General features: G+C 43.8%; 23 protein-coding genes. 22 read left to right on the top strand and 1 reads right to left on the bottom strand.

What is annotated here, in order from left to right:
* The first annotated feature begins 4 nt into the window (after positions 1 to 4).
* The 11 genes from C505_RS0108280 to C505_RS0108230 all read left to right on the top strand — a co-directional run bounded on the left by C505_RS0108280 (position 5) and on the right by C505_RS0108230 (position 13,014).
* Positions 5 to 1,312, top strand: coding sequence for an N-acetylmuramoyl-L-alanine amidase (locus C505_RS0108280; RefSeq protein WP_018692136.1), 1,308 nt, complete (start codon positions 5 to 7; stop codon positions 1,310 to 1,312).
* Between the two features lie 38 nt (positions 1,313 to 1,350).
* A complete protein-coding gene (gene mutL / locus C505_RS23570) occupies positions 1,351 to 3,153 on the top strand; it encodes a DNA mismatch repair endonuclease MutL (protein WP_018692135.1) in 1,803 nt (600 codons plus the stop codon).
* Positions 3,154 to 3,179: 26 nt separating this feature from the next.
* Positions 3,180 to 4,070 carry a tRNA (adenosine(37)-N6)-dimethylallyltransferase MiaA gene (gene miaA, locus C505_RS0108270; RefSeq protein ID WP_040439634.1) on the top strand — a complete coding sequence of 297 codons (891 nt, stop codon included), beginning with the start codon at positions 3,180 to 3,182 and terminating at the stop codon, positions 4,068 to 4,070.
* Between the two features lie 79 nt (positions 4,071 to 4,149).
* Positions 4,150 to 4,422 carry an RNA chaperone Hfq gene (gene hfq, locus C505_RS0108265; RefSeq protein ID WP_018692133.1) on the top strand — a complete coding sequence of 91 codons (273 nt, stop codon included), beginning with the start codon at positions 4,150 to 4,152 and terminating at the stop codon, positions 4,420 to 4,422.
* A gap of 14 nt (positions 4,423 to 4,436) precedes the next feature.
* Positions 4,437 to 5,726, top strand: coding sequence for a ribosome rescue GTPase HflX (gene hflX / locus C505_RS0108260; RefSeq protein ID WP_018692132.1), 1,290 nt, complete (start codon positions 4,437 to 4,439; stop codon positions 5,724 to 5,726).
* 117 nt (positions 5,727 to 5,843) lie between these two features.
* Positions 5,844 to 7,004 carry an FtsH protease activity modulator HflK gene (gene hflK / locus C505_RS0108255; protein WP_018692131.1) on the top strand — a complete coding sequence of 387 codons (1,161 nt, stop codon included), beginning with the start codon at positions 5,844 to 5,846 and terminating at the stop codon, positions 7,002 to 7,004.
* Positions 7,005 to 7,014: 10 nt separating this feature from the next.
* Complete coding sequence (gene hflC / locus C505_RS0108250) at positions 7,015 to 7,893, top strand: protease modulator HflC (protein ID WP_026317830.1); 879 nt, start codon at positions 7,015 to 7,017, stop codon at positions 7,891 to 7,893.
* Positions 7,894 to 7,961: 68 nt separating this feature from the next.
* Positions 7,962 to 8,168 (top strand): DUF2065 family protein, encoded by a 207-nt coding sequence (locus tag C505_RS0108245; RefSeq protein WP_018692129.1) that lies wholly within the window; start codon positions 7,962 to 7,964, stop codon positions 8,166 to 8,168.
* Between the two features lie 345 nt (positions 8,169 to 8,513).
* A complete protein-coding gene (locus C505_RS0108240) occupies positions 8,514 to 9,812 on the top strand; it encodes an adenylosuccinate synthase (protein WP_018692128.1) in 1,299 nt (432 codons plus the stop codon).
* A gap of 141 nt (positions 9,813 to 9,953) precedes the next feature.
* Positions 9,954 to 11,324: a S41 family peptidase gene (locus C505_RS0108235; protein ID WP_018692127.1), complete on the top strand. Its 1,371-nt coding sequence runs from the start codon at positions 9,954 to 9,956 to the stop codon at positions 11,322 to 11,324.
* Positions 11,325 to 11,508: 184 nt separating this feature from the next.
* Positions 11,509 to 13,014 (top strand): S41 family peptidase, encoded by a 1,506-nt coding sequence (locus tag C505_RS0108230; RefSeq protein WP_018692126.1) that lies wholly within the window; start codon positions 11,509 to 11,511, stop codon positions 13,012 to 13,014.
* 36 nt (positions 13,015 to 13,050) lie between these two features.
* Here the strand turns inward: C505_RS0108230 and C505_RS0108225 are convergent, their stop codons facing one another.
* The gene (locus C505_RS0108225) at positions 13,051 to 13,758 is read right to left on the bottom strand and encodes a substrate-binding periplasmic protein (protein WP_018692125.1); all 708 of its coding nucleotides are present in this window, start codon (positions 13,756 to 13,758) and stop codon (positions 13,051 to 13,053) included.
* A gap of 192 nt (positions 13,759 to 13,950) precedes the next feature.
* On the opposite strand from C505_RS0108225, the gene C505_RS23565 reads away from it, so the two are divergent.
* From C505_RS23565 to C505_RS0108170, 11 genes are all read left to right on the top strand, one after another.
* Positions 13,951 to 15,231, top strand: coding sequence for a S41 family peptidase (locus C505_RS23565; protein WP_018692124.1), 1,281 nt, complete (start codon positions 13,951 to 13,953; stop codon positions 15,229 to 15,231).
* A gap of 15 nt (positions 15,232 to 15,246) precedes the next feature.
* The gene (locus C505_RS0108215) at positions 15,247 to 15,900 is read left to right on the top strand and encodes a tetratricopeptide repeat protein (protein ID WP_018692123.1); all 654 of its coding nucleotides are present in this window, start codon (positions 15,247 to 15,249) and stop codon (positions 15,898 to 15,900) included.
* A gap of 86 nt (positions 15,901 to 15,986) precedes the next feature.
* Positions 15,987 to 18,425, top strand: coding sequence for a ribonuclease R (rnr, locus tag C505_RS0108210; protein WP_018692122.1), 2,439 nt, complete (start codon positions 15,987 to 15,989; stop codon positions 18,423 to 18,425).
* Positions 18,426 to 18,428: 3 nt separating this feature from the next.
* Entirely contained in the window at positions 18,429 to 19,169 is a 741-nt protein-coding gene (rlmB, locus tag C505_RS0108205) for a 23S rRNA (guanosine(2251)-2'-O)-methyltransferase RlmB (protein ID WP_018692121.1), read from the top strand.
* Between the two features lie 183 nt (positions 19,170 to 19,352).
* Positions 19,353 to 19,772, top strand: a complete 420-nt coding sequence (gene rpsF / locus C505_RS0108200) for a 30S ribosomal protein S6 (protein ID WP_018692120.1) — start codon at positions 19,353 to 19,355, stop codon at positions 19,770 to 19,772.
* 3 nt (positions 19,773 to 19,775) lie between these two features.
* Positions 19,776 to 20,084, top strand: coding sequence for a primosomal replication protein N (gene priB, locus C505_RS0108195; protein ID WP_018692119.1), 309 nt, complete (start codon positions 19,776 to 19,778; stop codon positions 20,082 to 20,084).
* A gap of 12 nt (positions 20,085 to 20,096) precedes the next feature.
* Positions 20,097 to 20,324 (top strand): 30S ribosomal protein S18, encoded by a 228-nt coding sequence (gene rpsR / locus C505_RS0108190; RefSeq protein ID WP_018692118.1) that lies wholly within the window; start codon positions 20,097 to 20,099, stop codon positions 20,322 to 20,324.
* A 42-nt stretch (positions 20,325 to 20,366) separates the two neighbouring features.
* Positions 20,367 to 20,819: a 50S ribosomal protein L9 gene (gene rplI, locus C505_RS0108185; RefSeq protein WP_018692117.1), complete on the top strand. Its 453-nt coding sequence runs from the start codon at positions 20,367 to 20,369 to the stop codon at positions 20,817 to 20,819.
* A 149-nt stretch (positions 20,820 to 20,968) separates the two neighbouring features.
* Positions 20,969 to 22,348 carry a replicative DNA helicase gene (gene dnaB, locus C505_RS0108180; RefSeq protein ID WP_018692116.1) on the top strand — a complete coding sequence of 460 codons (1,380 nt, stop codon included), beginning with the start codon at positions 20,969 to 20,971 and terminating at the stop codon, positions 22,346 to 22,348.
* Positions 22,349 to 22,353: 5 nt separating this feature from the next.
* Complete coding sequence (alr, locus tag C505_RS0108175; RefSeq protein ID WP_018692115.1) at positions 22,354 to 23,439, top strand: alanine racemase; 1,086 nt, start codon at positions 22,354 to 22,356, stop codon at positions 23,437 to 23,439.
* 373 nt (positions 23,440 to 23,812) lie between these two features.
* On the top strand, positions 23,813 to 25,627 hold the full coding sequence (locus C505_RS0108170; protein ID WP_157368918.1) for a hypothetical protein: 1,815 nt from the start codon (positions 23,813 to 23,815) through the stop codon (positions 25,625 to 25,627).
* Positions 25,628 to 25,640 lie beyond the last annotated feature (13 nt).

Here is a 25,640-nt window from a genome sequence, read left to right as displayed (position 1 = left end):
TCTTATGAGTGGACGTGGTTGGCTAACAATAATAGGGCTATTGACGCTTAACTTTATTTCTTCGGCTTGGGCTGCAAATGCAATCAAGTCTGTGCGGATGTGGCCGTCTCCAGAGCGAACACGGGTTGTTTTCGATATGAAGGAAACCCCGAAGTTCAGTTATTTTTCCTTAAAAAATCCTGAGCGTTTTGTTGTTGATTTTAAATCAACGGTGGATAAAACTGCCCTGGAAAAATTAAAGAACTCAAGCGATCTCATCAAACGCGTGCGGTATAGTAAACCAAAATACAAAGGCTCAACGCGCGTTGTTTTCGATCTGAAAGAAGTTGTACAACCGATTGTATTTGCGCTCGCACCGACTGCGCCGTACGGCGATCGTCTAGTCGTTGACTTCATGAAAGAAGCGCCTGAGGAAGTGATCACGCGAGGTATGGATACCGAGCGAAATGTTATCATTGCCATTGATGCAGGACATGGTGGTGAAGACCCTGGTTCTATTGGTCATAATGGTGTTTATGAAAAAAGAGTGACGCTTTCCGTTGCGAAACGTCTAACAGCATTACTCAATCAACAAAAAGGCTTTGAAGCCTTCATGGTCCGAACAGGTGATTATTATGTGAACTTGAATCGGCGGACAGATATTGCGAGAAAACGCAAAGCGGACCTTTTTGTATCTATTCATGCGGATGCGTTCACATCACCTCAACCTCGTGGGGCTGCTGTCTGGGTGCTATCCCTTCGCCGTGCGAACTCTGAGATTGGTAAGTGGATTGAGCAACGAGAAAAGCACTCGGAACTGCTCGGTGGTGCCGCAGAAGTCATTAAAGACACACAAAATGAAAAATACCTTGCGCGCACTTTGTTGGATATGTCGATGGATCACTCGATTACGACTAGTTATGAAGTTGCGGATGAAGTCTTAAAGTCTCTCAAAGGAGTGACAAGGCTGCATAACCGTAAGCCACAAGCTGCAAGCCTTGCTGTATTGAAGTCACCGGATATTCCTTCGATTTTGGTGGAAATAGGGTTTATGTCAAATCCAAGAGAAGCCAAAAACCTTGCATCAAGAAAATACCAATATCGTTTGGCGGGGGCCATTAATCAATCGATTCAGCGTTATTTTATCAAGTCGCCGCCGGCGGGTACACTTTTAACCAAGCTGAAATTACGTCAGCATAAAGTTCGCTCTGGTGAGTCTTTATCGAAATTAGCACAACGTTATAACGTTTCTGTTGGCAAGATTAAGCATGCAAATAACCTGAAATCTGATTTACTGTACATCGGCCAGGTTCTGGATATCCCGCATTCATAACTCCGTCATATAACAAGAACAACAAAGATTGGATCACCATGCCTATACAAGTGTTACCAGCCAGACTCGCCAACCAGATTGCTGCGGGCGAAGTCGTTGAGCGGCCAGCATCAGTTGTCAAAGAGCTTGTTGAAAACAGCCTTGATGCAGGTGCGACTCGGATTCAGATTGATATCGAAAAAGGGGGCATTAAGCTCATTCGTGTTCGAGACAACGGTTTTGGTATTGCTAAAAATGAACTCACTTTAGCCCTGAGCAGGCATGCGACCAGCAAGCTGAGTTGTCTAGACGACTTGGAAAAGATTTTGAGCCTTGGTTTTCGAGGGGAGGCATTAGCGAGTATTAGCTCTGTTTCCAGGTTGGCACTCACATCCAAAACAGCCGAACAGTCTGAAGCATGGCAGGCCTATGCAGAAGGTCGAGATATGGATGTGATTGTGAAGCCATCAGCTCACCCAGTTGGCACAACCATTGAAGTCAGCGATTTATTTTTTAATACGCCAGCAAGACGGAAATTTCTGAAGTCCGAGAAAACCGAATTCCAGCATATTGATGAATTGATTAAGCGCATTGCACTAGCTCGTCATGATGTTTCAATTGTCCTGACCCATAACGGCAAAACAATTCATCAACTTCGTCAGGGGATTGATGAAACGCAAATTCAAAAGCGTTTGTCCAGTATTTGTGGTTCTACTTTTGCACAGCATGCAATCAGGTTTTCAAAGGAATATCATGGTATTGAATTATCGGGCTGGCTTCTTGCGCCGGATTACTGTGGTAATACTGGTGATATTCAGTATGCCTATGTGAATGGCCGAATGATGCGTGATAAAGTGATCGCCCATGCCATCCGTCAGGGTTTTGATGGATACCTTTCTGCTGGGATCCAACCGAATTTTGTTCTATTTGTGAATTTGCCTCCAAGTGATGTGGATGTGAATGTACATCCTGCAAAACACGAAGTTCGATTTCATGAAGCAAGGTTGATCCATGATTTAATTGTGCAAACGGTACAAAGCGTGCTGGAGCAAATGTCTGGCCACTTGCAATTCAATCAAGAAGCGATGGTAGATGAAACACCAGGTGTTACGAATATTGAACAAGGTTTTCAGCCATCAGTTCAATTAAAGGCACATTCACAACCCCAAACTGGCTTTCAGTCAACTTCATATCAAAGTGGCGGAGGCTATTCGTCAGGCTCGGGTTATCAATCCAAACGAGATTTTCAGCCAGAAAAGTATCAACAAGCGTTGGAAGCATTGAATGAAAATGTGGTGACAAGTGCTGTGGTTGAGCAGGAATATGTTCAAGGTTTAATGTTACTTAAAGATCGGTATCTGCTTTGTACATTTGATGGTGAGTTATGGCTTGTGGATGGATTACGAGTGCTTCAGCAAAAGTTCAGACAAGAGGCAACTAGAGATGATAAGGTAGTTAAATCTCGTCCTTTATTACTACCTGTAAAAATAGCAATGACTGACATCGAGATTGAATCACTCGATACAAGTCAAACCCTATTCCGTCAACTAGGTATTGAAATTGAAACCGGGCAGTCCCATATCTTGTTGAAACGGGTTCCTGCTTGTATTTCCGGTGGGGATTTATCAGACTTTGGTGCTGGATTGCTGGCGTGGGCAATGCAGGAGACCGACCAAACATCACTGGTGGATTGGATTGGTTTCTGGATGCTAAAACATCGCCAGCTCAAGAAAACGCAACTTGAACACTGGCTACAGACACTCGTACCAGAAGATTTTAAACAGGCCTATCAACAATGTGGCCGTAAGGTAGATATGAAAACATTGATTCAGTCAACATTTGCTGAAGAGGTGATCGCTTGAGTCAAGCACTTCCTGTAATTTGCCTGATGGGACCGACCGCTTCAGGGAAAACAGCGCTGGCGATTGAACTTGCACAAGCGTTGGATACGGAGATCATTAGTGTGGATTCGGCATTGGTCTATCGCGGTATGGATATCGGTACTGCAAAACCAACGCCAGAAGAGCAATCTGCAGCGCAACATCACTTGATTGATATTATTGACCCTGCAGAAGCATATTCTGCGGCAGATTTTCGCAAAGATGCGCTGAATTTAATCGACGATTTTCATAAACGGGGTAAAATTCCGTTATTGGTTGGTGGTACAATGTTGTACTTCAAATCTTTGGTCGATGGAATATCCCCGCTTCCTTCCGCAGACTCGGCAATACGTGCTGTATTAGAAGCAGAAGCGAAGGAAAAGGGATGGTCTGCTTTGCATGATGAATTAAAACGTGTGGATCCCTTTTCAGCACAGCGGATTCACCCAAATGATCCACAGCGGATCAATCGTGCGCTTGAAGTCTTTCGAATTACAGGTCAGAGCATGACCGAATTGACAGCTCAAAAAGCCGCGCCATTACCTTATTCATTCTTGCAGTTTTCGATTGCTCCAAAAGAAAAGTCAGAACTCCATGAAAGAATTGAACAACGTTTTCACTGCATGTTGGAACAAGGCTTTGAAGCTGAAGTTCAACAATTACTTCAACGGGGTGATTTACATGCAGACTTACCCTCAATACGTTGTGTCGGCTATCGGCAAATGTGGGACTATCTTCAGGGTGAACTTGACTATGAAGAAATGGTCTATCGAGGAGTTGTGGCAACGCGCCAGCTTGCAAAAAGGCAGATGACCTGGTTGCGTGGATGGCCCGAACTGCAACGTCTTGAGACAGGAAACAGTGAAAACTTGAAACGCATTCTATCTTCGCTAAGCTAAAAGGCAAGGTAGTTTTTTTAGACAATAGAAGATTCAATTAACTGGTTTAATTGAAAATATAACAACAAGGAATCCGGAGATGGCAAAAGGCCAATCATTACAAGATCCATTTTTAAACGCGCTTCGTCGTGAGCGTATTCCCGTTTCAATTTATTTAGTAAACGGAATCAAACTTCAGGGGCAGATTGAGTCTTTTGATCAGTTTGTGATCTTATTAAAGAACACAGTGAGTCAAATGGTATATAAGCATGCGATTTCAACTGTTGTTCCTTCTCGCGCAGTGTCACATCATCAGCAAGGTTCTGGTAACGGTGGTTCTTACGACCAAGAAGGTCAATCTGGCGGTATGTAACAGGGGACGTTTCGTTGTTTGAGCGGTATGAAGCTGGGGAACGTGCAATTCTTGTGCATGTTGATTTCCCGGATGAAAACGATAGGGAAGATTTAGATGAGCTAAAAATGCTCGTATCTTCTGCTGGTGCAACAGAACTTTTTGTGCTGACTGCTTCACGGTCTTCACCTGACAGCAAATATTTTGTTGGGCGGGGTAAGGCTGATGAGCTTGCAGAGGTTGTTCGGCATTATGAGGCGGATATTATTATCTTCAATCATGCTTTATCTCCCTCGCAGGAAAGGAATATAGAAACACTCTGTAAATGTCGCGTGATAGACAGAACAGGGTTGATTCTTGATATATTTGCTCAGCGGGCCCGAACCCATGAAGGGAAGTTGCAAGTTGAACTAGCGCAATTGCGACACCTTTCAACTCGCCTTGTTCGAGGGTGGACTCACCTCGAAAGGCAAAAAGGTGGGATTGGTTTACGAGGCCCGGGTGAAACCCAGTTAGAAACAGACAGGCGACTTTTACGTGGCCGGATCAAATCCATCACAAAACGTCTGGAAAAAGTTCAACGGCAACGGGAGCAAAGCCGTCGTGCTAGAGATCGCGCGGAAATTCCGACGATTTCTTTGGTGGGCTATACCAATGCGGGAAAGTCCACCTTATTTAACCAACTTACCCACTCTGAAATTTACGCTGCGGATCAGCTATTTGCAACATTGGATCCAACGCTGAGAAAAGTTGAGTTACAGGATATAGGCACTGCCATTTTAGCAGATACGGTTGGCTTTATCCGTCACTTGCCGCATGATCTTGTCGCAGCGTTTAAAGCGACGCTTCAAGAAGCAAAAGAAGCAGATTTACAATTGCATGTTATCGACGCTTCCGATGAGCAATGCAAAGAAAATGTTGAGCAAGTGGAGCTTGTTTTAGAAGAAATTGAAGCGAATGAATTGCCTCAACTGCAAGTTTTTAATAAGGTTGATGCGGTTGAAGAATATGAACCTCATATTGATCGTAATGAATATGGGATTCCGATAAGAGTATGGCTATCTGCGAAAACGGGCGCAGGGTGTTCATTACTCTTGGAAGCAATTTCTGAATTACTGGGGCATCAGATGGTCAACTACCATTTGAAAATCCCGCCCAGATTCGGGCATGTTGTGGGAGCTCTGTATCAGTTAAATTGCATTCATAAAGAAAGTTTTGAGGAAGATGGCTCCTGGCTCTTGGATGTTCGTTTACAGTCGCGGGAGTGGCAGAAACTTGTCAAGAAAAACGGGCCGGAAATCGAGACTTTTATTTCACAGTCATAAGCCTGTTATTTTGGGGTCAATGTTTCATCGCATGAACGAAGATTCATGTCTGTGTGAAACATAGCGTTAATAATAAGCTTTTGAAAATCATTCATTTTCCGTTGAGTGGAGTTAACTATGGCTTGGAATGAGCCGGGAAATCAAAACGGCAAGAATAACGATCCTTGGAAACAAAGAAACGATAAAGACCAGGGACCACCAGACCTCGATGAAATTTTTAAGGGGCTGGGTGATAAATTTGGTGGTGTTTTCGGTGGCGGAAACAAAAGAAACACTTCATTTAGTGGTGTCGGCCTGACGCTACTTCTAATTATTGGCTTAATCAGCTGGGGTATTAGCGGTTTTTACACGATTAAAGAACGTGAGAAAGGCGTTGTATTAAGATTTGGAGAATTCAATACCCTTGTCGACGCGGGCCTTCACTGGAAGCCTACTTTTATCGACACAGTCATTTCGATCGATACAGAATCTGTTCTTGATAAAATGGCGAAAGGCGATATGTTGACACAGGACGAGAATGTCGTTCATGTTGCGATGGAAGTCCAATATAAAGTCCTTGATGCGAAAGCCTATAAGTTTAATGTGACGGATGCAGATAATTCCCTTCGCGAGGCGATTGATAGTGCCCTGCGTTATGTGATTGGTCACTCGACGATGGATCAAATCTTGACGACCGGCCGTGAAGATATTCGCCAAAAAACCTGGAAAGAACTTGAAAGTATTATCGAGCCTTATCAACTTGGTTTACAAATTCTTGATGTGAACTTTAAAGACGCACGTCCTCCAGAGCCAGTCAAAGATGCATTCGATGATGCGATTGCGGCCCAGGAAGATGAAGAGCGCTTTATTCGTGAAGCAGAAGCATATCAGCGCGAGAAAGAACCAAAAGCACGTGGACGTGTCAAACGTATTCTTGAAGAAGCAGAAGCGTATAAAGGCCGTGTGATCCTGGAGGCTCAGGGTGAAGTGGCACGCTTTAGCAAGCTGCTACCTGAATACACCGCAGCACCGGAAGTGACGCGCCAGCGCTTATATCTGGAAACGATGGAATCGGTGATGTCGAATTCCTCAAAGGTGCTGGTTGATACCAAAAACGGTGGTAACATGATGTATTTGCCGTTGGATAAAATTATTCAGCGCGGTAATGCGACTTCAAATTCTCAGATGTTAAGACATGATTCCCACACAATGCAGCCACAGTATGCACCAACTTCAGGGGTGAATACGAAGCCGACGACGAGTTATGGCCGTGGTAGTTCTTATCGTGACGGGAGATAATTAAATGAATATGAAAACACTCATCCTCCTATTTGCAGTATTACTAACTTTCTTATCTTCGATCTTTGTTGTGAAAGAAGGTGAAAGAGGGATTGTGATCCAGTTTGGTAAAGTACTCCGTGTCGGTGCGACAGAAAAGCCACAAATCTTTGAGCCTGGGTTGCATTTTAAAATTCCATTTATCAACCGTGTTGAGAAAATCGATGCTCGATTACAAACGTTGGATGACGAGGCTGGTCGTTTTGTTACTTCAGAGAAAAAAGACTTAATCGTTGATAGTTATGTGAAGTGGCGTGTGAGCGACTTTGCGCAATATTATCTTTCAACACGTGCTCAAAAAGGCAATGCGGAAAGCCTACTTAAGCAAAAGGTGAACAACGGACTACGGACGGAGTTTGGTACAAGAACAATCCGTGAAATTGTCTCTGGTGAACGGAGCGAACTGATGGAAGAAGCAATGGAGCAGGCTCAGAAGGGTTCTGGCGATCTTGGTATCGAAATTGTCGATGTGCGAGTGAAGCAAATTAACCTTCCAGAAGAAGTGAGTAACTCTATTTATAAGCGAATGAGAACAGAGCGTGAAGTTGTTGCAAAAGAACACCGCTCACAAGGCCGCGAAAAAGCGGAGGTCATCAAGGCTGGTGTAGATAAGAAAATCACGCTGATGCTGGCACAAGCTCAGAAAGACTCATTGACGCTTCGTGGTGAAGGCGATGCGATTGCAGCCAAAACATACGCAGATGCATTTTCAAAGAGCCCAGAGTTTTATAGCTTTGTCCGCAGTTTAGATGCGTATAAGAAGAGCTTTAATACGAAGAGCGATGTGATGGTGATTGAGCCAGATAGCGATTTCTTCCGTTATATGAAAGACGCAAGAGGAAAGCAATAATCGCTTTTTCACGTTTTGTTTTTTGAAATTAATCATGAATCAGAAAGGCTCCGTTTGGAGCCTTTTTTATGAAAATGAGCTTACCCATGATACAGATTGTCCTTGGTGCAATTGCACTCCTTTTAATCCTTGAAGGGCTGGGGCCGGCATTCTTCCCTGAACAATGGCGCGGATTGATCCAGATGATCGCTGAGTTAGAGACAGCCCAGTTGCAAAATATGGGAAGAGCCATGCTTTTTTTGGGAGCGGGCCTGTTACTGTTTTTGTCAGTGTAGATCATGAGAAAGAAGCAGATGAATACAGATCCGAGATCCTAAGGTCTGTTGAACTTTCGTAAATCCACCTTTTTCAGCAGCGACATTAATGAAAGAACAATAGGACCTATTTACTCATTCTGCTTCTATATTTAAAACTGTTCGTTTGATTAATCGGAGTGAAGAAATTAGACGGTGATTTTTCATCACGGCAATTGACGTGAGGTTGAGAAAATAAATTTCATGCAGAATAAGGAAGTTGGCGTCTTTTTGATGACACGCATTAAATTTATGCAATAAAACAGATGATCCTGAATAGGATCTTCTGTTAGAATCCCCGCCTAATTTACTGACAGTGTAACAACCATGAGTAAGAATGTTGTTGTCCTCGGCACGCAGTGGGGTGACGAGGGAAAAGGTAAAGTTGTCGATCTATTAACAGACAAAGCCAAATATGTCGTCCGCTATCAGGGCGGTCACAACGCAGGTCACACCCTTGTCATCGATGGTGAGAAAACAGTCCTGCATTTGATCCCTTCAGGTATTCTTCGTGAAGATGTCACTTGTGTGATTGGCAACGGTGTTGTCGTCGCACCAGATGCGTTGATGAAAGAGATCACCATGCTTGAGTCTCGCGGGGTCGCGGTCCAAGAAAAGCTCATCATTAGCGAAGCCTGTCCATTGATCCTGCCATATCATGTCGCATTGGATGCTGCTCGTGAGCAAGCTCGTGGCGATAAAGCAATTGGCACAACTGGTCGTGGGATCGGTCCAGCGTATGAAGACAAAGTTGCACGTCGTGGCCTTCGTGTTGGTGACTTATTTAACCCAGAACTTTTTGCGGAAAAACTCAAAGAGATCTTGGATTATCATAATTTTGCATTGACTCAGTACTACAAAGCTGAGCCAGTTGATTTTGATAAAACACTCGAAGAAGCACTAAGCTACGCACCTATCTTCAAGAAGATGGTCGCTGATGTGACGCATACGCTTGATCAAGCACGCCGTGCGGGTGAGCGTATCTTATTTGAAGGCGCCCAGGGCACTTTATTAGATATCGATCATGGTACTTATCCTTATGTGACCTCATCGAACACAACCGCAGGTGGTGTTGCAACGGGCTGTGGTTTTGGCCCATGTCACTTAGATTACGTGCTTGGTATTGTGAAAGCCTACACAACGCGTGTTGGTTCAGGTCCATTCCCGACAGAACTCGACTGTGAAGTCGGTCAGCACCTAGGTGTGAAAGGGCATGAGTTTGGTGCAACGACGGGACGTAAGCGTCGTACAGGTTGGTTTGATGCTGTGGCGATGCGCCGTGCAATTCAAATCAACAGTATCACTGGATTCTGCATGACAAAACTGGATGTTCTTGATGGTTTGGAGACGCTTAAAATCTGTGTTGGTTATCAAACACAAGATGGCGAGATCCTTGAAGTACCACCAATGGCAGCAGAAGGCTATGAAGTCATTCAGCCTGTATATGAAGAAATGCCTGGTTGGACTGAGAACACGTTTGGCGTAACTGATGTTGATGCATTGCCTCAGGCAGCGCGTGACTATATCAAGCGCATCGAAGAACTGACAGAAGTCCCTGTTGATATTATTTCAACGGGTCCTGATCGCAATGAGACCATGATTTTGGTCAATCCTTTTCAGGATTAATCTGTGATCTAGACTGTGCCGCTTTGTGTGGCACAGTTGTCCTACCCCATTTATCCCCTCTGCTTTTCATTGATGAATAGTTGAATTTTTTTTCAGAGACGGTCATTCTGATAGTCAGTCAAATCAGAAAAGGACGATCTCGTGCGTCATCTTTATATTCTTGTTTTATTGAGCTTTCTGGCCGCTTGTGGGTCTGATAATAATAATGTTGCGACCTCAGGTGGCACTTCTGGCAGCTCGGAAACACCTCCTGGTAATTGTGGCTCAATTCTCGAAGCGAATGAGATCCTACAACGGCATATGCAGGAAAAGTATTTGTGGAATACGAGAATTCCCTCCAATTTTGATGCCAGTGCACATTCAACCATGGGAACCGCATTTAAATCCCTATTATGGTCGGAAGATAAATTTAGTTTTATACGAGAAGAGAAACTCAGTTCTGGCAATCTGCTTGGAGAAACTTTTTTTGGGTATGGGTATAGCGAAGACAGGCGTAATGATACATTTCGGGTCCGATATGTTGTTCCCGGTTCTCCAGCAGAGAAAGGTGGTTTACAACGCGGCGTGACAATCACAGAAATTGATGGTGTTCCGATCGCAACACTATTTGCACAAGTCAAATCAGGGACAAATACTTGGGCGAAAATTAAAAATAGTGGCAAGTTAGGATTATCAGTCAAATTGAAGTGGCGAACACCATCAAATGAGACCAAGGAAGCAACATTTGAAACAGCGACTGTGAAGGATACACCAGTCTTACATCATCAAGTGATTGATTCGACGGTCGGCGATGTAGGGTATTTGGTTTTCAATTCATTTAATGGCTTATCCGATGCATCCCTCAAACCTGTGTTTCAAGAATTTGCTGACAAAAATATCAAAAAAATGATCCTGGATTTGAGATACAACTCTGGTGGATTTGTAGATGTAGCCAACAAGATGAGTGCCAGTATTGGTGGAATTGGCTTAGCAGGCAATATTTTCTATAAACAGCAATTCAATGACTTACGCGCGAAAGAAAACAAAGAAGCAAAATTCGATCTTGGTCAGTATGCTACTTTGAATATTGATGACCTTGTGATCCTATCGACAAAGTCAACATGCTCTTCCAGTGAGCTTGTGTTGAATGCGCTTTCAGCTTACCCTGGCGAGCTGAATACCACCTTAATCGGCGATTCGACATGTGGTAAGCCAGTGGGACAACAGGTCGTGCAATTTTGCGGTGCAACTGTATTTGCAATTAACTTTATTTTGAACAATAACGACGATAATGGAGAAGAATTTCTCTTTAAAGGATTAACGCCCTCTTGTAAGGTGACGGATCAGATCACATCAGATTGGGGCAGTTTGAATGATCCGCTGCTCAAAGAAGGCATTAATTACTTAGAAACAAATGATTGCTCTACGTCCCCAAGACACTTCAGACGTTTTGAAGAAGCAGCACAAGATACATCCATCGAATTTTATCCATATGGGCATCCAATGCATCGAATCACAAGGCAACTCAATTAATCTTATTAGCGATAACGGAACTTTATGGGTAAAGTTGTTAATCCATTTTAAAGCTACCGTCCAAACATCTCTGTTTAAAAGAGGTTTTTTTAACAATAAATACATACATTGGTTGATTGTTATTCGCTTTCTGATAAGATGCCTGGTGATTTTTTATTAGGATGTCTTTTTTGGGAGTGACTGAATGCGTGTAGTATCTTTAGCTGTTTTATTGGCCCTTGGTTTAGTGGGATGTAAGGGTGGTTCTACAATGGATGATCAAGCCAATAAAAATAATTCGGGTAAAACAGGCTTGGATAATAATGGTGTTGTTGTAGATGATTCTGATGTACCGGATGGATTGAAGTTTTTAAGAAACCAGCTTGATGTGACGCCGAGTTGTTCTACACAAATGGAGAAAAACAAGACACTGCTCGCATACTTAAAGAAAAGCTATTATTGGAATCAAGACCTTCCAGAAGAGTTAGATAACTCATATGCAAATAAGTCAATGTCTGATGCACTTGCATCAATCATTGCATATAAAAATAGTAAAACAGCGCTCGCAAAAGATAAGGATAACTTTAGTGCTTTAGTGGATTATTCAACGTTTAAAAAGTCTGACATCGATGGTCTTAAAGGTGGCTATGGTATTGATTTCCAAATGTCTAATACTGGCGATGAATTGTTAGTTCGTCAGATATTCCCTGGTTCACCAGCAGATGGAAAGTTAGTTCGAGGTGATAAGATCACCCACATTCAAGGAAAAACAATTAGCCAGATTGTGGGTGAGCTAAAAAAAGTGAAAGGATACCAAGATTCACTAAAAGCATACTTCATCAGAGGATGGGTCAATAAACTGAATCATATGAATATTCAATGGAAGGATGTCAGTGACTCAGAAAAAGTTGGCAATCTAGCTCGAACGGATTACGAAATAAAGACTGTTTTTAAAACTCAGTTGCTTGAAGTAAACGAATCCGGGGAAAAAACCGGCTATCTTGTTTTTAATGCTTTTGAGTCTGTGTCAGAATCTGAACTAGAGTCTGCATTTGCGATATTCAGGGGACAAGAAATTGAGAGTCTTGTTCTGGACCTGAGATATAATGGCGGAGGCTCCGTTGCAATTGCAAACCAACTGATATCACAGATTGCTGGGCAACTTAAGGGTAAACCTTCATTTTCTTCTACTTATAATAAAGAAGTAACATCAGTTTTTGAAGATATAAATTACCCAACGGATGGAAAGTTTGGGACCACACACACGACACTTGATACAGTGAAAAAACTGGTTGTTCTTACATCAAGCAGCACATGTTCTGCGAGTGAACTCGTTATTAATGCGTTAAGAGCATACCCATCTGATATTGAAGTCATCACGGTTGGTTCCAAAAGCTGTGGTAAGCCATTTGGAATGATCCCTCAATTTATGTGTAGCAGTGTTGTTTATGCGATTAACTCTCGTATCGTCAATGCGAACAATGAAGAAAATTATGCGAATACAGGTTTTGCACCTTCGTGTAAATATAGCGACCACTCTATCCATGCAGATTGGGGAGTTTCTGGTGAAAAAGGAGATCCATTGCTGAATGCTGCTATTTATCGTTTAGAAAATGGAAGTTGCCCTGCTGAGTCAAGTATTAGGACTCTAGAATCAGAGCCTCACACAACATTAACGATACCGAAAATGACAATGGATTATCGTTTTTAATGAAGTGAACTCTTCATTAACTTGAAATAAGCTTCATTATTCCAAACTCGGGATCCCATACGAGGTGAGTAGCCTCTTTAGGGTCCCGGTTTTCTTTAAATCTTTCAAGCCTTGCGTCAAAATATCTGCATAAATCTTGGATGACTGTTTGACTGGAGAGAAGGCAATATAGACATTTTCTAACGACACAACACCTGCTTCACGATATTGGTTTGCTTGAATCCTATGGCGTTGGAAGTGATTCCCAATGACCCAGCGATTTGCAATTAAAACGTCGACTCGCTTAGCATCCATCATCCGAATGAGGTCTTTTAATGGCGTATCGCCAGCTGCATACCAGACACTTTTGCCTTTTCTTTCTTTAAAATAAGCATCCATTTTCTCACCGTATGAATAATCCTTGATGACGCCAATTTCTGCGGTTCTTAAGCTTTCGATACCTTGGTAAGTCCATGTGCTCCCATGCAGTGTATAAAATGCATCAATGGCGTGAGCAAGAGGAATTCCTGGAAAAACAAAATCTGGTGCATCATCAATATATGCACCGACAATCGCATCAAATTTACCTTGACGTGTAAGTGCGATGGCACGACTCCAGGGCATTGTATCGTACTTGACCTTGTGCCCCGCTTCTTCGAATACAATATTGGCGATTTCAATGAGTACGCCTGGCTTTGGAGTCCCGGGTACGCAATTATAGGGGCACCATTCATCTGCTCTGATCGTAATCTCTTTTGCTGCCAAGGAGAAAACCCAGAAAAAGAATGAAAATATGAAAGCTTTCAATATGTAACGGAGCAAAATTTACCCATTCGTTCAGAACTCTTATGAATAATACTAGTCCAATCGTCAAGTAGCGTGCGCTTTGGTTTTGTTTTTAAGCAGAAGAGTGTTAGATTAGGGGTTTTATTTGAGGCGATTGAGTCAAGGATAGTGATGAATAAGTTTGCAATGCTGTGTGCGATGCTTTTTCTGACGGGGTGTGGTCAGGAAGACGACTCGCCAAAACAAAACGAAAATGCTCAGCAACAGCGTTTTGCCAGTGTACTGGCTCCTTCTCAGCAAGTCGCTGCTAACTGCTCATCGAAGGCATCAGCCAATGACGCGCTTTTCCGTTATCTGCAACACAGTTATTATTGGAATCAAGAATTACCATTGCAATTTCAAGCACAGCCCGATCAATCATTGCAAGAAACACTCTATTCCCTGAGAAACCCAGTAGATGTGTTTAGCGATGTGACACCCATCGAGACTTATACTGATAAATTTGTTGAAGGCCGAGAATCAGGTTTTGGTTTTTATGTGGTACATGAAGAAGGTGATGATTACCTCCAAGTTTCTCAGGTTTCTCCTTTCAGCCCAGCTGCGCAAGTCACATTGGATCGTGGTGATCGAATCGTTGTTGTCAACAACAAGCCCATTAAAGCATACTTCGAACCAGAACAGGAAGAATCACTGTTATCTCAATTGGAAAAAGAAGAACTTTATCTGGAGTGGGAGAAGCCAGATGGCCGACATTTTAGTGCAATTATCAGGCAAGACGTATTTCCTTTAAAAACTGTCCAAAAGACAAAGATTTTCTCGGAAGAAGATCAGCAGGTTGGCTATTTGGCTTATGATGCTTTTATCGCAGAGAATGATGAGGATTTGGATATTGCGTTGGCACAATTAGCAGGTGTTGATCAACTGATCTTAGATTTGCGCTATAACGCTGGTGGCTCTATTTCTGCTGCTGCAATACTTGCCTCCCAAATTGGAGGAGCTCCGGTTCATGGAAAGCGTTTCGCACAATATACTTTTAATGAAAACTTGAAGGATCACCAAACAGAAATCTTATTTGATGCAAAAGGCTCGTCGTTGTTGAATATCAAAGAATTGGTGGTTCTGACGACAGAAAAAACATGTTCAGCCAGTGAATTGGTGATCAACTCACTGAAGCCTTTTGAAGATCATATCAAAGTGACAACTGTCGGTACGAATACATGCGGTAAGCCTATGGGCATGTATCCTCAGCAGATATGCGACAGTATGGTTTATTCGATCAATTTCCAGATCACGAATGCCCTTAATGAGGCCGGTTATCATCAAGGTGGGATCGCGCCAGATATTCGTGTTGAAGAGTCCATTGTTGCAGATTGGGGAGATCGCCGCGATCCTCTCATCAATGCTGCGCTGACTCATCTCACATCGCAAAAAACTACTGTAGATAAGATGTAATGGCATATATTTTGTATGTTCATGATGAGCATACTTGATGAGGATATTGCGGTGCGTCAAATTCAATGTTTCTTTCTGGTGATAATTGTTTTTCTATGTGTGCGGAGTGTACAAGCGTCAGATGGCGCAGTACAAATCTACTCGCAGGATGAACTCATTGAGCTCATTAATGAAAACAAGCATTTAAAGCGTGTGCGTGATGATGATTGTCAATTACTGCAAGACATTGAGGCGCGGGCCACGATCATGAAACTGCCGAGTTATCAGTTTTTATATGGTGATATGCTGGCGTATGGTGTTTGTGTCAAAAAAAATGTTGTGCGTGGTGTGTATTTGATGAAAGAGGCTGCTGCGCAAGGGTTACCAGCAGGGCTTGAACAGTTAGGACGCTACTATCACACAGGTAAGCTTGTCCAAAAAGACTTGAAACGTGCGATCATGTATCTCAGAGAGGCTGCTTTTCTTGGCAATTTACCCGCACGAGTTCGCCTTGCTGAAATCTATGTAGCAGGTCATGGCAGCCCAAGAGAATATGAAGCAGTGTACCGCTGGCTCTTTCACACAGTGACGGATGACAAAAAGCTACATGCAAAAATTCGCCGATTATTAGAGTCACTTGCACAAAATATGCCCCCAAGTGTCGTGGCAAGAGCCAGAAAAGGTGTATAATTCATGCCAATCGTTGCCCACAACACATGAATATAAAGACTACGGTCTTTATAAAAGATTTAAAAATGAATAAGTTATAATTATTAATGTCAAAAAAAGATCCTTTTTACGAAAGAGAAAAAGCCAAGTATGGCAATCCAATCCCCAGTCGTGAGTATATTCTTGAATGCCTGGAATCCCGTCTAAAGCCTGCAAATTTTCCTGAACTTGCCTCAGAACTTGGTCTTGGTGATGATGAAGAAGCGCAAGAAGCGTTACGATATCGATTGCGTGCGATGGAGCGTGATGGGCAAATTTTCTTCAATCGTGCAAAGCGCTATGCCATCCCAGAACAAGCTGGACTGGTGAAGGGGTCCGTGATCGGACATCGTGATGGCCATGGATTTTTAGATATCGATGGCGAAAAGCGTGATGCTTACATTCCGCATTATGAGATGAAATCACTCCTTCATGGTGATTGGATCCTTGCAAAAGTCATGGAGGGTTCTCGTGGAAAAGGCAAATTAGAAGCCCGAGTCGTCCAAGTGATTGAGGGACGAAAAGAGGCCGTTGTCGGACGCTATTTTCTTGAATATGGGATTGCGGTAGTCGTGCCAGATGATGATCGAATTTGTCAGGATATCATTATCCCTCAAGGTCAGCAGGGCAAAGCAGAGCATGGTCAGGTTGTTGTTGCAGAACTCACACAACGACCTTCTAAGCGTGTCAATGCCGTAGGCAAAATCACGGAAGTACTTGGTGAGCATATGTCGCCAGGACTAGAAGTCGAAATGGCACTACGCAATCATGATATCCCGCATGAATGGCCATCGGCAGTGACTCGGCAGGCGAATAAATTCGGCAAGGAAGTGCCCGAGTCAGCAAAAGAAGGACGAGTTGATCTCAGAGATTTACCACTCATCACCATTGATGGTGAAGATGCCCGTGACTTCGATGATGCGGTTTACTGTGAACGAAAGCGTAGCGGCGGCTGGCGTCTTAGGGTCGCAATTGCGGATGTGAGCAGCTACGTCACGCGAAACTCAGCATTGGACAAAGAAGCGATTAATCGTGGCAATTCGGTTTATTTTCCGGATATGGTTGTGCCGATGCTGCCTGAGAACTTATCCAACGGATTATGTTCTTTGAACCCAGATGTCGATCGTTTGTGCCTAGTGTGTGAGATGACCGTGAGTGAGCGGGGCAAGTTGTCTGGCTATCGTTTCTACGAAGCAGTGATGCGCTCTCATGCCAGAATGACCTATACAAATGTGTCCGCACTTCTACAAGGTGACAAGCGTGTACATCAAGAATATGACCACCTAGCGCCTCAATTGTATGAGTTGCACGGCATGTTTAAAGCATTGAAACACAATCGCCATGAGCGGGGTGCGATTGAGTTCGAAACGCTTGAAACGCGTTTCATCTTTGATGCACACCGAAAAATTGACCGGATTGTGCCTGTCGTTCGCAATGATGCACACATGATCATCGAAGAATGTATGATCCTTGCGAATATCTGCGCGGCGCGCTTTTTAACAAAGCATGAAGCAGCAGGACTTTATCGTGTCCACGAAACGCCAGATCCAGAAAAGCTCTCGAATTTCCGAGCATTCCTTGGTGAATTGGGCGTTGAGTCAAAATTACAAGATGAACCAACCCCGCTTGAAGTGATGACTGAGCTGGAAAAAGTCTCGACCCGTCCAGATATCGAACTGATTCAAACCATGTTGTTGCGCTCGATGAAGCAAGCGGTTTATCAAGAAGAGAATATCGGCCACTTTGGTTTGGCATTGACGGAATACGCTCACTTTACGTCGCCAATTCGCCGTTATCCAGATTTGGTGGTACATCGTGCCATTAAAGCGGTGTTGGAAACTCAAGAGCAGCAATGCACAGGCGCATTTGCTTATACCGTTGAAGAAGCGGACAACTTAGGTCAGCATTGTTCGATGACGGAACGACGTGCGGATAATGCGACCCGAGAAGTAGCGGATTGGCTGAAGTGCGAATATATGCAAGATCATATCGGGACGGAATTCGAAGCAGTGATCTCCTCGGTTACGAATTTCGGCTTCTTTGCGCGTATTTCTGATCTGCATATTGATGGTCTTGTGCATGTGACGTCATTGGAAAATGACTACTACCTCTATGATTCCGAGCGTCACCTGTTAATCGGTGAACGAACGCGTAAAGTTTACCGTATGGGTGATAAGGTTGAAATCCGCGTTGCTTCTGTCAATCTTGAACAACGTAAAATCGACTTTGTTCTGGCTTCATCATCGGCGGATCAAATTGTTGAGGGTGAGGGGCCAAAGCGTAGAGCGCTTCGTAAAGGGAAAGTCCCATCGAGGGATCAGCCTTCAAGAAGTAAGGCCAAAGACGAAAAGCCAAAGAAAAAGAAGTCAAAAACGAAGCGTAAGCCTGCAGAAAAAGGCCGTTCGGGCAGCACAGAAAAGAAAAAAGGAAAACCGGCGAAGAAAAGGAAGCGTCCAGGAAAAAATGCTCGAAAACGAGTCAATGAAACAAAGAGTAAAGGTAATTAATTCATGAGTCAGCAAGATTTGGTTTTTGGGCTGCATGCCGTCGAATCGATCCTGAAACATGCGCCAGAGCGCTTAATTGAGCTCTATGCGCTCAAAAACCGAGATGATGAAAAGCTCGGCACAATCATCAACCAAGGTCGCCGCTTTGGTGTCTCCGTTCAGTTTATGCAAAGAAAGGCACTGGACGACAAAGCGCGTGGTGAGCAGCATCAAGGCGTGGTGGCAAAGGTCAAGCCATTAAAACCTTTGACTGAGTCTGATCTGGAAGAAATTCTAGGTCAGGTCGATGTACCATTCTTATTGGTTCTAGATTCTGTGACAGATCCGCACAATTTAGGGGCCTGTTTACGGAGTGCAGATGCAGCGGGTGTTCATGCTGTGATCGTCCCGAAGGATAAATCTGCACGGATCACGCCTGTCGTTGAGAAAGTCGCTTGTGGTGCGGCGCAGACAGTGCCATTGATTCAAGTGACTAATCTAGCAAGAACGTTGCGTTGGTTAAAAGAGCAAAATATCTGGGTCACAGGAACAGCGGGTGAAACCGATCAAACGGTGTATACCACGAAGTTTAATGGCCCGACTGCAATTGTGATGGGGGCGGAAGGCACTGGCCTGCGCCGTCTGACACGGGAAATCTGTGATGACTTAGTGAAGATCCCCATGCAAGGCAGCGTCTCCAGCTTAAACGTCTCTGTTGCGGCAGGCATTGTTTTGTTCGAGGTGCTTCGCCAGCGTCTTTCATAATACTTTTTTCTACTAAAAAATGGCCCAAGTATCATACTTTCGTTACTTGGGCTGATTTCAGTTGTGATCCCTCCTCGAACCATATAAAATGTGCGCCCTTATCAGCCACTATCGTTGGTTCCTTGCCTCAAAACGGATCCGGCTGAGTCCAGTCAAGAGGCTTAACAACCGTAAGGAGCAATAATGCGTCATTACGAAATCGTATTTATGGTTCACCCGGACCAAAGTGAGCAAGTCGCTGGTATGATCGAGCGTTACACTGGCACTATCACTGAAGCGGGTGGCGCGATTCACCGTCTTGAAGACTGGGGTCGTCGTCAACTAGCTTACCCAATCGAGAAGCTTCATAAAGCACACTACGTGCTCATGAACGTTGAAGCACCTTCTGAGGTGATCAACGAGCTTGAAACTTCTTTCCGTTATAACGACGCGGTTCTTCGTAACCTCATTATCCGTACAGATAATGCAGTGACTGAAGCATCTCCACTTGCAAAAGATGAAAGCAAGAGAGAAGAGCGTCGTGATGATCGCCGCGATGACCGTCGTGACGAGCGCCGCGAAGAGAAAAAAGAAGCGCCTGCAGCTGAAGAGGCAGCAGAGTAATTTGTGATTGAAAACCAACTGGTTCTCAAAGGACACGTGACGCAGTCTCCAAGGCAGTCAAAGAGTCCCGCAGGAATTCCACATTGCCATTTTGTTCTTGAGCATCGCTCAATGCAGATGGAAGCGCAGATGCAGCGTCAAGCGTATGTGCGTATCGAAGTGGTTGCCAGTGGGGTTGAATTTCAACCGATCACAAGTGAATTGAACGCGGGCAGTGAAGTCCAGGTTGTCGGATTTATCCATCGTCATGAAGGAAAAAATCAACAACCAAAATTGGTTTTACATGCTCAGCAAATCGAAAGGTTAAGTTAGGAGAAGAGTTAAATGGCTCGTTTTTTCAGACGTCGTAAATTCTGCCGCTTCTCAGCAGAAGGCGTACAAGAGATTGATTACAAAGATATTGCTACTCTAAAGAACTACGTGACAGAGAGCGGAAAGATTGTTCCTAGCCGTATCACTGGCACAAGCGCTAAATACCAGCGTCAGCTAGCGCGTGCGATCAAGCGTGCACGTTACCTATCGTTGTTGTCATACACTGATCTACATAAGTAATCAGTTGGCGAGAGTTCATCCTAGTTAATAAGGGGTAGCAAAATGGAAGTCATTCTTCTAGATAAAATCGCCAACCTTGGCGGATTAGGTGATCAAGTAAGCGTTAAAGCTGGCTTTGCGCGTAACTTCTTGTTCCCTAAAGGTAAAGCAGTTCCTGCAACCAAAGCAAACGTAGAAAAGTTCGAAGCACGTCGTGCTGAACTTGAAGCAAAACTTGCAGACGCTTTAACAGCGGCGCAAGCACGTGCTGAGAAAGTCAGTGCACTTGAAGACGTTACTATCGTTTCTAAAGCGGGTGACGAAGGCAAGTTGTTCGGCTCTATCGGTACACGTGACATCGCTGACGCAATCACTGCGGCAGGCGTTGAAGTTACGAAAGCAGAAGTTCGTCTTCCGCTTGGTACTATCCGTGAAACGGGTGAGTACGACATCGACGTTCAGCTTCACTCTGACGTTGTTGCTACAGTTAAGCTTGCGGTTATCGCAGAAGCTTAATTGGCAAAAAGTCTTCGAAAACACCGTCCTTTTGGGCGGTGTTTTTCGTTGTAAAAGAAAAAGATAGAAAACAGACTTCAAACCATGGTTGAAAAAGCATGACTGAAGGTGTTAGCTTTCGTTTCAATCAGCAAAAAATATAGAACGTCATGGCCAAAAAAGATCCACAGCTGGACTCGCTTAAAGTACCCCCCCATTCAATGGAAGCCGAACAATCAGTGATCGGTGGCCTCATGCTTGATAACCAGGCATGGGATAGAGTCGCAGAGACCGTGGTTAGCCAAGACTTTTACCATCGCGCACATCGTTATGTGTTCGATGCGATGTCCGTATTAACGGAAAAAAATAATCCAATCGACCTCATTACTGTCACAGAAGCACTTGAACTCAATGGTCATCTTGAAGATGCAGGTGGCTTCGCTTATCTCGGTGAAATTGCAAAGAATACACCAAGTGCAGCGAACATTATCGCCTACGCGGAGATTGTTCGAGAACGTGCTGTTGTTCGAGAAATGATTGGTGTTGCAAACGAAATTGCAGATGCGGGTTACGATCCACAGGGTCGAACAAGTCATGAGTTACTCGACTTGGCAGAAAGTAAAGTATTTAAGATTGCAGAACAAAGAACAAATTCGAACGAAGGTCCGCAATCGATTACGAGCATCCTAGAAAAAACAGTTGATAAAATTGAAGAGCTTTACAAGCGCCCACATGATGGTGTCACAGGTGTATCGAGTGGATTTACCGATCTTGATAAGCTGACCAATGGGATGCAGCCATCGGATTTGATCATTGTCGCAGCCCGACCTTCTATGGGTAAAACGACGTTTGCGATGAACTTGTGTGAAAACGCAGCGCTCACCAATGATAAACCGGTGCTTATTTTTTCTCTGGAAATGCCATCAGAACAGATCATGATGCGGATGCTTGCCTCCCTTGGACGTATTGACCAAACCAAAGTCAGGACAGGTAAACTTGATGATGAGGATTGGGCAAGACTCTCTTCAACGATGGGGTTATTGCTTGAAAATGGCAAAATGATGATCGATGACAGCTCAGGTTTGACGCCGACAGAAGTGCGATCACGTGCGCGTCGTGTTGCCCGGGATCATGGTGGGATCAGTATGATCATGGTCGACTACCTACAGCTGATGACAGTCCCGGGTTTAACAGAAAACAGAACCTTAGAGATTGCAGAAATTTCTCGATCTTTGAAAGCATTGGCGAAAGAATTGAACGTTCCTGTCATCGCTTTGTCTCAGTTAAACCGTGGATTGGAGCAGCGTGCGGATAAACGACCTGTCAACTCGGACCTGCGTGAATCAGGTTCCATCGAGCAGGACGCGGATTTGATCATGTTTATCTACCGCGATGAGGTCTACAATTCAGATACACCGGATAAAGGAACAGCTGAAATCATTATCGGTAAACAGCGGAACGGCCCACTTGGAAAAGCCCGTTTAACGTTCCAAGGCCAGTTCTCACGATTTGATAATTATGCTGGGCCTGCTTTTGAGGATGAATATTAAATTCCATGAAAACAGCGACTGCCGAAGTTCGACTCAAGTCATTACAACTGAATTTAGAGCGCGTCAGGCGTTTAGCGCCCAAGAGCCATGTACTCGCGGTACTCAAAGCAAATGCGTATGGACATGGTTTACTGCCTGTTGCGAAAGCGTTGGAAGATCATGCCGATGCATTTGGTGTCGCAAGAATTGATGAAGCGATTGCACTGCGTGAAGGTGGGGTAGAAAAGACACCCATTGTTCTCATGGAAGGCTTTGTCACGCCAGATCACCTTCCGTTACTCAACAAATATCAATTAGAATCTGTCATCCATTCCCCTGAACAGTTGAGTCAGTTTTTAGAAGCGGCGCTTGAAGAGGCAATTCAAATCTGGTTAAAAGTTGATACAGGAATGAACCGACTTGGCATCCCGGTTTCCCAGTGCAGTGAGTTTTATCAGAGCCTATCTCAAAGCCCAAATGTAAAAGCGCCTATTCGTATCATGACACATTTCCCTTGTGCGGATGATATCGGATCCCAGATGACTGATGCGCAGATCACTGTGTTTGATGAGATCAATGAAACCAAATCGACAGAGCTTTCTTTGTGTAATTCAGCAGGGGTGATTGCATGGCCAAAAGCCCACCGAGACTGGGTTCGCCCTGGCATTATGCTTTATGGTGTTTCGCCAATGCTAGGGTGTTGTGGGCCTGAACATGGCCTGGAGCCTGCGATGCGGATGACTTCAAGTATTATCTCAATCAAGGAAGTAGAAGCGGGTCAATACGTGGGTTATGGTGCAACTTGGAAGAGCAACGAAAAAACAAAAATTGCTGTCGTGGCCATTGGTTATGGTGATGGCTACCCAAGACATGCACCTTCAGGCACGCCAGTGTATGTGAATGGCCGCGAAGTACCACTCGCAGGCCGTGTTTCTATGGATATGATCTGTATTGATCTTGGCCCAGATGCCCAAGATAAAGTTGGCGATGAAGTCATTCTTTGGGGGCCTGAACTACCCATTGAAAAAATCGCAACCTTTGCCAATACGATTGGCTACGAGCTTTTATGCAATATCACCGGACGGGTGGATATTCGTTATATCAAATCTTAAAGGGCGAAACTATCGCCCTTTTTTTCACTGTATTCTACTCAACAGCTCATAGGTTTCTTTCAATACGACCATTCGTAATATTTTTTATTACTAAATCTTGTTTCTGTAACATGACCTTTATTTATGTAACCAAATGAATTTAAAGGTTAAATCTATTGCCGATTGATTTTTATTAATTCTAAATAGTTATGTTAAGTCAATAAAATAGTTATATATTCGTATTTAAACGGAATGTTCAGTTCATGTAGTATCTTTTTTAGATACTCATTAAGTACTAGATAAGTGCAATGGCTGTTATTTATCTGTCCTCTGGTGTTTGAGAGGAATAACTTAATGTAACAATGGAAGCACTTCAGAGATAGGAGATGAAGTTGTGTTACTGAAGCCGCGAGTAAGGAAAATACTTTTTCGTCTGAGCACATTGCTTGTGTTGACAGTGACTGCTCAAACGAGTTTTGCCCAAACTTGTCCATTACAAGTTCAATTAACCCACTATACCCCGGAAATCTGTTACTACGACTTTGACCAAAATAGCTGCAAAGACAGATGTGCAACAGCAGACCCAGCGTTTCAGCCTGCATGTTTTTCACAAATGCAACTCCCTTGCGATTTAACTTCAGAGTTACTCAACCACGCACCAAGTTATCAGCAGCGTGCTGGAAGTCAATGGATCCATATTTCAGATCTCTTGTCCCACCACCAGCTCCAATCTGAATACCACGTTGTGCAGCAATCGTTGTATAAACAGTTATATCAGGGTTATATCCGCTTTCCGGTCAGTAATGGGTTTTCTCACTCCAATGAAAACGTGAAGAAAACAAACTTTCGTATGGATATTCTTGATTCATCGAAAAGTTTGACACGCCCACTTGCTGAGGCTGGAACCTTCCTCCGTTATTCGCTGGGGCTGCATCTGGAAGATCAGATGAATGCTGGTTTTACCGAATTGCATAAAAAAATTGATAAGTTTCCCTTTTATAAAGGTCGTGATCGAAGTGAATTGAAGAACGAGCTTGCACGTTTAAAGCGAACCCAGCTCTTTATGTGGCAATTCCTCAAGCGTTCTGATCCTGCAAAAATTGGGCGCGGAAGGGCAAATTCACTCAATAAACGTTTGAAGAAATTTGCAGATAATGTTTCGCAACTACCTGCGCACTGCCAAGCATACTTATTATCAAAAGCTCAGGTATTGAATCAGTATGTTGATGTATCGCTACATGCCTGTATAGACAAGATCTGTTACAACACGATTCGTTATGATTCACCGAGCTTTTTCCAAGGTATTGACCAACGTCTGACACACTTTGAAGAAACTCTTGATTTGCTCGTCGATGAGTCGAAGGTATTGAAGTATGTTTTTCTGGAAGATACGGTGATGGATAAACGCGCTGGGTATTCAGTTCCTCAAATTTCAGAAATGATCCGCCAAGCTTCTCGTCACTATGTCAACAGTCGTGACAGACGAGACTTAGAGCGGTTTGAAAGTGTCATCAGTGTTGCTTTTTTACAGCACGATCAAAATGGTCAGGCTTATTTTAATCAAATGAAAGCGCAAGCTGATGCAGTGATTGAAGCACAAACTTACCTTGGAACTTTCGATAATCAGGATATTCTACTGTGTGAAAAAATGCATCAGATCACACCGAGATTAAACGAGATCCCTAGAGAGTTGCATGCACTAAGACAAGAGCTGCACGTGGTTATTTCAGAAATCTACGAGATTGGTAGCACGCCAGAACTCATGGCACGTTATACGGAAATTGCCGACCAAATGGAGCACCTTTCTGAGGAGTTCGAAGACATTTCTCATGCTGACTTTTTCCTTCAAGATAGAACGACAAAGCTACTCTGGAAACTGGATAATCAATTTCATCAATTCTCAGATGACCCACAACAGATCTACGTCGAATATCTGGCCTATGACGGAATGTACTGGTCACCATCCTCGGCTGTTCAACTTCAAGACCTTTTCCCAACAATCACAAAGTTGTCGACGCAAAGCGGTACATTGTTACCTGCGGGAGTGGGGAGAACGCATGGTCTAAATTCACTGTCTCTTTCATTTCGACAGTCCGCTTATTCTGGCTGTCATGCCAATAATAAAACCATCACTATGGTTGTTCGGCTGGTGGATAGCCAAGGACGCTCGAAACAACTTGCTTTGACAGCAACACTCGATCAACTGTAACACAACCTAGGAA

Origin of the sequence: Algicola sagamiensis DSM 14643 (assembly GCF_000374485.1) — a bacterium.
In the GTDB taxonomy this organism is placed as follows: Bacteria; Pseudomonadota; Gammaproteobacteria; order Enterobacterales; family Alteromonadaceae; genus Algicola; species Algicola sagamiensis.
Note: the sequence above shows the minus strand (reverse complement) of the source record. Positions and strands in the feature narration are given on the sequence as shown.